7 protein-coding genes are annotated in these 10,673 nt (G+C 61.7%); all 7 read right to left on the bottom strand.

Translation table 11 applies throughout. The features are described 5' to 3' along the window. Positions 1–144: 144 nt before the first annotated feature. The 7 genes from ACTHV6_RS10470 to ACTHV6_RS10440 all read right to left on the bottom strand — a co-directional run bounded on the left by ACTHV6_RS10470 (position 145) and on the right by ACTHV6_RS10440 (position 10,456). Positions 145–4,785, bottom strand: a complete 4,641-nt coding sequence (locus ACTHV6_RS10470; RefSeq protein ID WP_441387461.1) for a hypothetical protein — start codon at positions 4,783–4,785, stop codon at positions 145–147. 146 nt (positions 4,786–4,931) lie between these two features. Then, positions 4,932–5,522, bottom strand: coding sequence for an HdeD family acid-resistance protein (locus ACTHV6_RS10465; protein ID WP_441387460.1), 591 nt, complete (start codon positions 5,520–5,522; stop codon positions 4,932–4,934). Between the two features lie 108 nt (positions 5,523–5,630). After that, positions 5,631–6,143: a hypothetical protein gene (locus ACTHV6_RS10460; RefSeq protein WP_441387459.1), complete on the bottom strand. Its 513-nt coding sequence runs from the start codon at positions 6,141–6,143 to the stop codon at positions 5,631–5,633. Further along, the gene (locus ACTHV6_RS10455) at positions 6,140–7,216 is read right to left on the bottom strand and encodes a cytochrome c oxidase assembly protein (protein WP_441387458.1); all 1,077 of its coding nucleotides are present in this window, start codon (positions 7,214–7,216) and stop codon (positions 6,140–6,142) included. Before ACTHV6_RS10455 ends, ACTHV6_RS10460 begins: the two co-directional genes overlap by 4 nt. A gap of 71 nt (positions 7,217–7,287) precedes the next feature. Beyond that, the gene (locus ACTHV6_RS10450; RefSeq protein WP_441387457.1) at positions 7,288–9,408 is read right to left on the bottom strand and encodes a linalool dehydratase/isomerase domain-containing protein; all 2,121 of its coding nucleotides are present in this window, start codon (positions 9,406–9,408) and stop codon (positions 7,288–7,290) included. 91 nt (positions 9,409–9,499) lie between these two features. Continuing rightward, positions 9,500–9,643 (bottom strand): hypothetical protein, encoded by a 144-nt coding sequence (locus ACTHV6_RS10445; protein WP_441387456.1) that lies wholly within the window; start codon positions 9,641–9,643, stop codon positions 9,500–9,502. 72 nt (positions 9,644–9,715) lie between these two features. Then, positions 9,716–10,456 carry a hypothetical protein gene (locus ACTHV6_RS10440; protein WP_441387455.1) on the bottom strand — a complete coding sequence of 247 codons (741 nt, stop codon included), beginning with the start codon at positions 10,454–10,456 and terminating at the stop codon, positions 9,716–9,718. Positions 10,457–10,673 lie beyond the last annotated feature (217 nt).

The following is a 10,673-nucleotide window of genomic DNA, read 5'->3' as shown; positions in this document are numbered from 1 at the left end:
CCTCAGATTCCGAGGCAAGCTCCCCGCGTGAAATGCGGTCACTATCCACGCGCGAGAGCCTCACGGCGGCACGGTGCTGACGCTTGCCCGTTGCACCGGTACCCCTGACACCGTTGCTCGCTGCGCCTTCATTCGCCGGAGCGATCATTCAGCGGATTCTTCACTAGTTGGCGTATTCTCGCCCACTGCCGTGATATCGCCCAGAGTCGCCGGACCGTCACGATCAGGTTCGTCCCCACTGGCCGCGCCGCCCTCCTTGCGGGCGCGGCTCACCACGTTGCGAAGTACGGTATCTGTTTGGCTTCCACGGCGGTGAATGTCCAGTTCCTCGCGGATGGCTTGGACCAGCTCGTCATCGGTGCGTGGCACTCCATCGGAGGAAATCCACGTCACCACATCATCTAGCTGATCGTCCGAATAGGCGGCCAGCGGTAGCCCGGGCGTGAGCTGCGGGCGTGTGCCGCGCGGCTTGGCCCGGACAGCCGGAGCCTGAGGGGCGTGCTCAGCAGTGGCCGTTGATGTGGCCGCCGTTTGGCCGCTTGGGACTTCCCACGAATCGTCGAATAAGCGTGGCACCTGCATCGGTTCAACCGGCAGAATAGCCGCGCCTAGTTCACCCCGCTTAGTCTTCTCCAGAATGTCCATGACAGCACGTGCCTGTCCCTTCGGATCTACGAAGAGCGAGGTTGAGAAGGTACGGAACACATACCATCCCCGAGCGGTCAGGCGTTCAATCCAGTAGCGGTCTCTGCGGCGCAACGAGCTTTCTGACACGTATGCCGCATCGTCAATCAATACGGCAACCCGCCATGTACCACGGAACCGTGGATGGCCAACCACCAGCGGGATGCGCACGCCATCCTCGTAACCGAAGTGTGCAGCCGTCTGCCAGCCATCGCGCTCAAGCCGCTGCGCCAGATCGGCAAGCAACGGTTCAACGGGTGCCCCAGATTCGCTGGGGTCCAACTGTACAACGGCGCCGCCGGCGCGATCGATCAACTTAGCCAGAAGGCGCGGGCCGGGGGCGGTGATGTTCTCAACGCCTATTTCGCCCGGGCCTAGGGCCGAAATGATGGTCAATTCGCCGCGTGCAGATTCCACGGCATCCACAAGTCCCGCCACGCCGCGCGGGCCAGCGAGAGATCCGAAGGAATGCAAAACGCGGCCATGCACGGTCTTGCCATAACCAACTGAGAGGATCACCGAATCGCGGCGCAGCCCTGAACACTTCGTGATGTCCAGAACCACGAACGGCTCATGGGCATCCTTGTCCGTCAAGTTGCCCAGCACCGTGGACTTGGCGATCGTTTGGCGGATGGCCTCGCGAACCCGCACGGCATGGTGCTCAGATACGCACACAACGGCAAGTGACTTTTCCGGCTGGGTGAGCGTGTGCTCAACAACCATGTCCACAACCGCATCCACTTCGGCCTGTGTGCCTTCCACGGTGCCCGTGGCGGGGCTTGGAACGCCGCGCCCATTCACGGTCACCAGCCGCGCACGGTCTGTGCGCGGAAGTGCCGGAATCATCTGCAGCACATCGCCGTAGCCCTGCTCACGCAACGTTTGCGTGGCCAGTTCATCGTACTTGGCACGTATCGTGGGAAGGTCGCACACGGGCAGAACTTCAGACAGGGCCGTCAGGGCCGAATCGGCACTGGCCCTGCGCTGGTCACCCATCACCACGATCTGCCGCCCGCGCATCAGCATGGAGATCGAACTGGGAAGCTTCGCGCTATCCATTTCGTCCATGATGACCAGATCAACCCACGGCATCGCGGGAACGAATTCGGCCGCCATCATCGAGGGGATAACCCACACGGGCCGCGCCACCTGAACGATGCGCGGATAGGTGGCGATCGCGTCACGCAGACCGCCCGAATCATAGCGTGCTAGCTGATCATCCAAGGCCATGGTTTCCTGACGGCGCTTGGAGATAGTCTCGCGCATGATCCGCACGGCGGCGCGATGGACGGGACCAGCCAGAGTAGTCGTGTGTTCCTTGTCTAAGTACCGGAACTCCTCGGTCAACCGGGCCAGATCCGTTGGGCCCGTACCCGCCAGAAGCGGTGAGCGGACCACCAAGAGCTCAAACACCGAATTGGCGTAAATGAGCTCGATTTCCGCCCGAACCTTATCCGCAGCAACGTGCCGCGTGGCGAAATCATCGTAGATATCATCAAAATGAGAATCTCGCAGCGCATCGATCAGCGCGTTGCGGCGCGGCAGGGTAGCCATGGCATCCTGCCCGGACGCCAGTTGGCGCAGGTACACGAGCAGATCCTCGAACGGCATGCCAGACAGATCGGTTCCCGGAGCCAGCACCTCTTCAAGTGCTTCTACCTCCCGGAACACCTCAGAGGCCATCGCCTTGATCTGATTCATGCCATCGGGAAGGCTTGGCCAGCCGCCCTCAGAACTGTAGCGGCGCCACACATCGCGCAGGCCCTGAACTTTCACAAGCTCCTTGTGGAGATCGGTGACCGATGCACCGGGGCGCACCATGTCACGTGCCTGACGCGAAAGGTGGCGGCGCTCCGAGCTTTTCATGGTGTGCCCGTGCTGCTCACGCCATTCCTTGGTGGCCGTAGCAATCACCATCTGCTCGGCGCTACGCTCGTACACCTGCGGTAGGAACACGTCCAACGTTTGGGCGATCCCTGCCAGCATGCGGATCTGTTCGATCCATTCGTCAAGCGATTCCGCACGAGAAATGCTGGCCTCGCCCGCCCCACGTTGGGACTGAGCGATAACAACAGGGAGGGATTCTTGCGATAGGCGCGTGGAGCGTTCGAGAGCCTTCGTCGCCTCATCCACCGTGTTAATGCGCGAGCCCGTCCATGCCGAAGCCGCACCGTGGGGAGAGAAGGTCCCCAAACGCGCCAGCTCAGAGAACTTATCAATCACATCCTCGCGGGAATCATGCAACTCCCGCAGCTGATCATCCTTGACCCGAACCCGGCTAGTTGGGCCATCCTCCATGGAGGTGAATCGGGCCAAGCTCTCCAAAAGCGAGTACACGGACTCATCCCACTCGGGATCAACGGCGTGGAGCGCTTCGAAATATGCGGAGAGTTCCTTGCGGACGCTCACAAGCTGCGAACGGTTCGCTGAAACCTGCGCGGACGGCGCATCCTTGTGACGCATTCTCATGCCGGTGCGCAGGCGCAGCGCCACACCGTCCATATCCGAGAAGTCCAGCGCCAGATCACCGAGCTCAAGGTTCTCAAGTTCATCGATGAGGGCGCGGCCAGCCGTCGCTCCACCGGGAATGTACAGAACGGACCGCCCCGAGGCAGCCGCATCCGCCACGATACCGGCGAGCGTCCCGACCTTCTCCGAACCTGGCGGCGTATTGATCACAACGGAGCGGCCCGAGGCTACGGCCTCAATAGCCACCAGTTCCTCAACATCGCGATCTCCAGCACCGCGTTCGGCTTCCGGCGCCCGGTCACGAAGCTCGGGCGGCGGCAGCGGCGCGGACGAAAGCTGGCGCGTTTGCGCATCGCCAGCTAGGGCGGCCATAACGCCGGAGGATTCGATGTAGGGGTGCATCGCCTCAAGATCGGCCAGAAGCACCTGACCGGGGTGAACAAAACTTCCGAGCAGCACGCGCGGTTCAAAACCAAACCCTGACAGGTAGCCGCGGGACAGATCGCGTAGCCTGATGAGCCCCTGCTCCTCCTGAGCCGGATCCGCCACCATCTGGTTGATCTCCTTGAGATCCTCCGGGTCTGCTCCCGCCGAACGCAGCTCACGAGCCAGCGCAGGGTTGATCTCGCACTTGGCCGTCAGGGTGATGTAGGCGTCCGCTTCCCCGTGCTGGGCCAGCCGAACCTCGCGGAACAGGGCTGCCTCCACGCGCTGTTCGTGCTCCGGAGCTGCCGGTTGTCCCACGGGTTCCTGCGTATTATCGCCCAGATCGTCTGCGCCATCGCCCGGATCGTCCCCGCGCTCTACAGGTTCTGCACCGCCAGCAGTTTCGGCAGATTCTTCCGTTTCGCTGGCATGTGAGGCGCTGACGGTACTCGGGCCGCTCGCCGATTGCAGCGCTGCATCCGATGGCTCATCGTCAAAACCTTCGAAATCAAGTTCCAGACTATCGGTGAACGGCTCATCGCCTGCACTGTTGGCCGAAGGAGTGTCCTCTCCACTGCCGGCCGGGGCCACCTCGGGTGAGCTAGTTTCCTGCGAGCCCACGTGAGATGACGCCACCTCAGCCGAGGCCACATCCGGTGAGTTACCTTCCGGGCTTGGCGCAGCCACGCTTGGGCTGGCGGAAACGGCGCTAGGCTTCTCGGCCTGCCATGAGACCTCCCCGATCGCCAGCGTCACCGGCGCATACCCATACGTTTCGTTCAGGTTCGCCACCTGATGCTGCAGATTCGCCAACCGGCCGCGAGCAACACGCAGAGCACCTTCTTCGCGAATGAGGGAGCTCAGAAGCGTTGGTGTGCCGGAGGCGAGCTGCGCCCCACCTGTGGGGTGCTGGCTCGATAGGTCCACGATGGCCGGATCGATGGAACTGAGCGGACGTACCGCCGCCTCGGCCTCCCGTGCAAGTTGACCGCGCCACTGGTAATAGCCATGGTCAACTAGCTCGCGAGCCGTGGGGCCCGCAGGTTCTGGTTCCTCATGGGCATCCGGGGCCGGGGAGCTCGATGCAACAACGTCACGTTGAGCTTCGGCGCCCGCATCTTCATCTGGGGTGACCGAAGGTTCCGGGGTTGACGGCACCTGGGGTGCCTCGCCGCGGTTCCGCTTGCGCTTAAATAAGGGACTCACAATACCACGGTAACCGCCTACACGCGTGTTTGGGATGTAGCGCGCCGAGATTATCGAAAATAGGGCGCGTTACGCACCGCGGGCTTCGTCGTCGTCATAAATTTTTTCGACGACGACGGTACCCTCCGTACGTACGAAAGTACCGGTTACTCGGACTTCCGCAACTTGAACCCGAGCATGATCTCGGAAATGCCGTCAACGATGGCGAAAATACCGACGGCCCAAATAAGGCCCAGCAGCGTCGCGCCGGGTGCGGCGGCCATCGCGATTCCAAGGAGGACAGCGACGATCCCGGCGATCAGGATGCCCCACCAGTAGCGGGCACCCAGCTGCCTAAAGCGGAAGGAGGACACAATGTATCCGATTCCCATCGCGAGCGCCCAGATGGTCACGATGAACGTGATGGTCACCGCCGCCGTACCAGGCCACGCCAGCGCCAGTACGCCGGCTATCAATGAGACGATCGAGGAGAACAAGCCCCAACCGCTGCGCAGCTCCTTTTCGCGTGTGAAGTGCGCGATGATGCCGGTCAGGCCCGTCACTGCCAGCCACGCTCCGAAGAAGATGGAGATGAACAGCGCCGATTCGATGGGGAGAGCGATGAAGAGGATGCCGACGATCAGGCTAAGTGCGCCCTGCACGTATAGCCAGATGCGCGAGCCTTGGCGCATTTGGCCGAAACCGCCAGATACGTTCCGTGTGTTCTGAGGAAACCCATCATCTTGTGGGACGGCCATATTTTCTCCTGATTCCGTGTTGTCGAGTAGTAAACAGTGCTACAACCAACAACGCGGGGAACGTAACGCAGATTCCCACGGAGCCCTGAGTACTGCCACTGGCGAACGCTACTGCGCCGCGCCCGTGGCGGACATGCTGTAGCCCTTGACCGTGTCCCACCATGCGCGCAGGATGCGCTTCTGGCCGGGATCCCACAGCGCGGCGGCGATCAGGAGCCCGCCAATCTGGGTCAGCGCCGTCAGCCACGCGTTGCCGAACGGGGCGATTCCGTAAACGAACGTATCGATCAGGCTGTATGTTGCCCACGCAAATCCAATACCGCAGATCGCTCCGCGAATGCAGCGCTGTAGCGTAGCCCTGACGTAGCCCAAACGTGTGGGCTTGGGGCGGGGGTAGACGGCCACGGCGATGCCGGACACCAGTGCCACGGCAGCGATCACTAGCACGGTGGCCGTGCGCGAGCCGTCCGAGGCAATCGAGGATGGAACGGAAAGAACGGCGTTCATGAGCGGAAGATAGGCCAGCCCAGCCAACCCCACTGTGATGAGCGCTGCTGAATACCACGCTCCCGATGGGTTGTGCCACGTCACGAGGTTCTGATTGCGATTGCTCTCTGTCATGACAAGAGCTCCATTTCTTGGTTTTGGTCTTGGTTTTGGCGGGCGGCACTCTGTTGTGCCACCCATGATGTTGTGTCGGATCCGGGGCGGGACGGCGCTAGGGCGGCCGCGATCACGGGAACTACCAGAAGGATGTCGCCAACCATCATGATGATCCCTCCCGCACGCTGGTCAGCAAGGGCGCCCCATGGCAGAGCGGATTCCATCGCGGGCATCAACGGTTCTGGGCCCACAATCATCGCGAGCGCCACGATGCCCATCGCGCCGTACGATATCCCCAGCAGCACGGCGCGCGTGTTCGCGGGCAGAGCGCCACCCTTGCTCATGCCCTTGTTCGTGATGAGGAACCACAGCAGCGTTCCCGCCACCAGATAGCTTGCGCTGCGAAGCAGAAGCATCTCCGGAGACATCGCGTGGTGCACGGCGGGCAGGTGCCAGAAAAACACCGCCGCGGGGAGGGCCACGGCTGCCACGCCGGCTAGGATCAGCCGGAGCCATGCGGTGGTGTTCGCGGCGCGGGGCCGGTCCTCCCCGGTGATCCGCCTGCCCGCCAGGGTGGCGAGCATGATCGGAATCGCCGTAGTTAACAGCACCATTTCCGCCATCGCCACACTGTGGGAGGCGCCGGACGCGCCGAGGAACGCGGATGCCAGTGCTGCAGCTAGGCCCAGCAGGGCAATGCTCGCCAGCGCCCACGAACGCTCACATACTCGGGTGCCAATAACCAACAGCACCTCGATCAGCAGCACAGTCACAACGGCGGCAGTGCCCGGTGCGGCGGCCATGGCGGAATGATCCATCATCAGGTCAGCGGCCTGATTCCTCCACCAGTGCCACAGCACCAGAGCTAAGCCGATCTCCGCAAGAACAGAGGCACCCAAAACAACGGGTGACTTCCACGCTTGGCGCCTGCGCTTGGCAGTCATGGCACTTGCAGTGGCCGGCGTTCCATCTGAAGGCACCGGCATCCGCTGGCTCCACGTGCCAATCGGCGGTGTTGCCACCCGGGGGCGGCGATCCGGCATGGGCTGGCCAGTTACGGCATGCCACAGCCGGGCCACCCCCGAAGTCACGCGACCATACAACACAAGAGCGATCAGACAACACGCCATAGTGGCTCCTCAGTTGTTCTTCTAGAGGGCGATCAGCTGGCCGACGTGGACGTGGTTGGCTCCACCCGCAGTTCGAGGCGGTCATCGAGATCCACGGTCACATCCGCGCATCCATTCGCGTCCGCCTCCACAATGCGATCCACGGCGCCAAGCACGCGGTATGAACGACCTGGCTGCAGCCGGGACAGGGAGACGGTAAACCGTCCACCCTCGCCGCCGGGGCGCAGCACAACATCCAATGCCTGGCCGTCGGTCACTGCGCGCGCCACGAGAACGTCCGGGTAAGGAACCTCGGCCAATAGCGGGCCTTGGTTCCACTCCGCCGGATTACCGCGGTTGATCAGATCAAAGCCACCGCCGTGGCGTCCGAAGAACCCGGACAACAGAACGTCCTGGGTCATTACGGGCGCAATGGAGGGGCGCCGGGACTCCTCTGGCTTCACCGGATCCTCCACCTTGACCCAGTCGAGGTAGCTGACGCCATTCTCGGTGACTAGGTGGGAGTTCGGATCGCTCCAGAAGGCCTCCTTGACAGTGTCCGCGAGTTCCGTGTCCCCGAACTCTGTGGCGTTGCCAAGGATTCCGAGGTAGGCGGGGCCGCCGGACTGGGGGCCGTTCTTTGTCATTTCGTGCAGATCAAGCGCTCCACTGAGAACCGCTTGGCGTGTGGCGTCATACGATCCACCCACGAAGTCGCGTTCCGCAATGTCCGGGAAGATCGCGTTCTGGAATGGGAGGAAGAGAGAACTCTGCCCGGTTCCGCTGGAATCACGGGAGGCGAGAGTTGAACTGGCTGCTTGGCCCGCTGCAGACAGGTTCTTCAGCGCCTCGGGAACCGTGACGTTCCAACCCAAACGCGTGGATTTCAGGCCAACAGGCGTACCGTCGGGAGCCACAAACTCGTTTTCGTGGGCGAAGCGGTACGTGTCCGCCAGCTCGCTGGAGTACGTGGTTCCGTGGAGCCTATCGTTGATGATCATGGACATCATTCCTGCGGAGTTACAGACCGGGTAGATCCAATTGGGCTCGCAGGGGAAATATCCCAAGTCATACCGAAGGTAGTTGTCATAGACCGCACGGTTCATCGTGTTGAGGTCATGAACATAGGACGTTTTCTCATCCCAACGGAAGGTCAGCCCGCCCGGTTCGCTGTAGCGGGTATCCCCCGTCACCGATTCGTAGAGTCCCACGTGCAACCCGAACCACCCATTGAGCATGATGTTGTCACGGAGAACCGGGTCTCCACTCCAGCCAAGGTTTCCCCAGCGGTTTTCGAGGCGCCAGTAATCCCACATGGGTGGCAAGAGGACCTTATCGATCAGATTGCGCTGGGCCTGTGCCATGTAGCCATGGAAGGCGGGCATCCGCGAGTAGTTTGCCACCGCCAGCAGGTAGCCAGTGAAATTCGATTGATAGCGTGTGGCAGCATCCCTGAACTGGTCCATCCGGTCGAATCCCCAGAAGGAATCGACGGGCTGGAGTGATAGCTCTAGGGGGAACCGGAGCAGTGCCAGCTCATCCTTGGTCAGCTCTGGGCCAACGAAGGGCTGAGCAGGCACGAAGCTTGGCCGTGCCGGCATGACCATATCGGCCACTGCCGCATTCCGCTCTTGCGTGGCCTTTTCGGCACGCGCGAAGCTTCGCCGTACCCAGATGGCACGGGCGATAGAGAACACCAGCAGACCGCCCAGCGGTACCGCCGCAAACCAATCGTTGCCTGCTTCGGGCGCGCGTATGGCCGCCAGTCCCGCGGCAGCAAGCCACACGGCGATGGGGGCGAATACGTTCGCCGTTGCAAACCACACGAGCAAGCTCACCACGAACGCTGCCATCACAACGAGGAACCACACCACGTTGAGCAGCACGGCGCTGGCACCGCCGGCTGGATAGAACAGGCCGGCTCCCGGGAAGAGCAAACCGATGCCGAACGCGTGCCAACGCGGGCTGGAGGCGACGATGACCAGCAGAACGCCGATCGCGGCTATCGCAAGGTATATCGCTCTGGTACGCCACAGGCGCCGGCTGGTTGCCGGCCCGTAGGGCTTTTCGCGGGTTGGCCACTGGAGAAGTGGGCGGGTCCCATCGGGCAACGTTGTACCACGGACCCGCGCCTTCACCGACGGGCCCAGAAGAGTATCTGTATTTTCGCTCATGGACGCATACCTCCTAGAGTATTCATCACATCCACCTTTCTGCGGTCAGTGCTGGTTCTCTGTATCATCGTGATCTTCCAGCCACCTAGCCTCAGTGGTGGCGGCTCCAGATCCGATCGAAGATTCGCGGCGAAACTGCGGCCGCAGCTGCCACTACCCCAAGGGCGATCCAGAAGGCGGTGGGGGTGCCGCCGCGGGTGCACGTGGAATCGGTGCAATTTGACGTTTCAGACATAACTATTCCTTTCCTTTCACGAGGGCCATCGCGCCTATTGCGTGGCCATCGTGGATAAATGCTGGGGTTTACTTAGAGCTCGAGGAACCGGCGGCCCTCGGCACATGCCTTGACAACTTCGAGCAGGCGGGTCTGCATCACACCTGAAGACCAGCCCCACATCAGGCCGGCCACGATAAGTGCTGGGATGGGCTTTTCAATATCTGCCCACGAGAGGTTGCGGGTAGTGAAACGCGTCCGGCCGCCCGGAAGCTCCTCAAGGAAGAATCCCCAGGTCCACGCGAATTCGCGAGTGCCCGCGGGTGTCCACGCGATTGCGCCCTTGTTGGTTGGAGGTGTCCGGGAATCCGACTTACCAACGAAGTACTTCCCCTCTTCAAGAAGTTCGATGCGATGCCCGATCCCTTGCTGGCCATAGAACGTCCAGTCCCCAACCTTTGTATCCTGCCAACGGTCCTGAGGTTCGTAGGTATTGCGGATGCGGAAGTGGACCATGTTTTCGAACAGCTGGAAGCTGTAGAAGCCCGCCTTGTGCTGGCCAAGCTGGTTGATGAGCGGCCACACCTTCTCCGGCGGGGCATCGATCTCAATCTGCATCGTGAGTTCGTTGCGGCCCTCGTCTGTCAGCAAATCGTCACCTGGCAACGGGGTTTCTGCTGGCGTCGTGTCCACGACGTACTTCTTCTGGTAGCTGTTGAGGAAGGCAACCACGGCTGCCGGGCCAACCACGGCAGCGCCTGTGACAAGCTTCCACCAGCTGATCTGGCACCCCTTGCGGTCTCCTTTGACCGAGCGATTCTTGATGTGCGCCATTTTGTAAACACCTTTCGTTGGAATGAGGACTCGTGAATCCCCGAACACGGCTTCCTGCGTGACAGCATCAGTCTAAATACAAAATGAGACAGCTGTCTCCGTTAGGAATGGAATTAGTGCCCTCAAAATTAGACACTGGCCGCAAATTCGGCGAAAATTGGGACAAACGGCCCGGCTGGCCGCCCGCTGAGGCACAGCTGGCGCCTCCCGAGACCTG

The sequence above is a fragment of the Ancrocorticia sp. genome (assembly GCF_052089425.1).
GTDB lineage: Bacteria > Actinomycetota > Actinomycetes > Actinomycetales > Actinomycetaceae > Ancrocorticia.
Note: the sequence above shows the minus strand (reverse complement) of the source record. Positions and strands in the feature narration are given on the sequence as shown.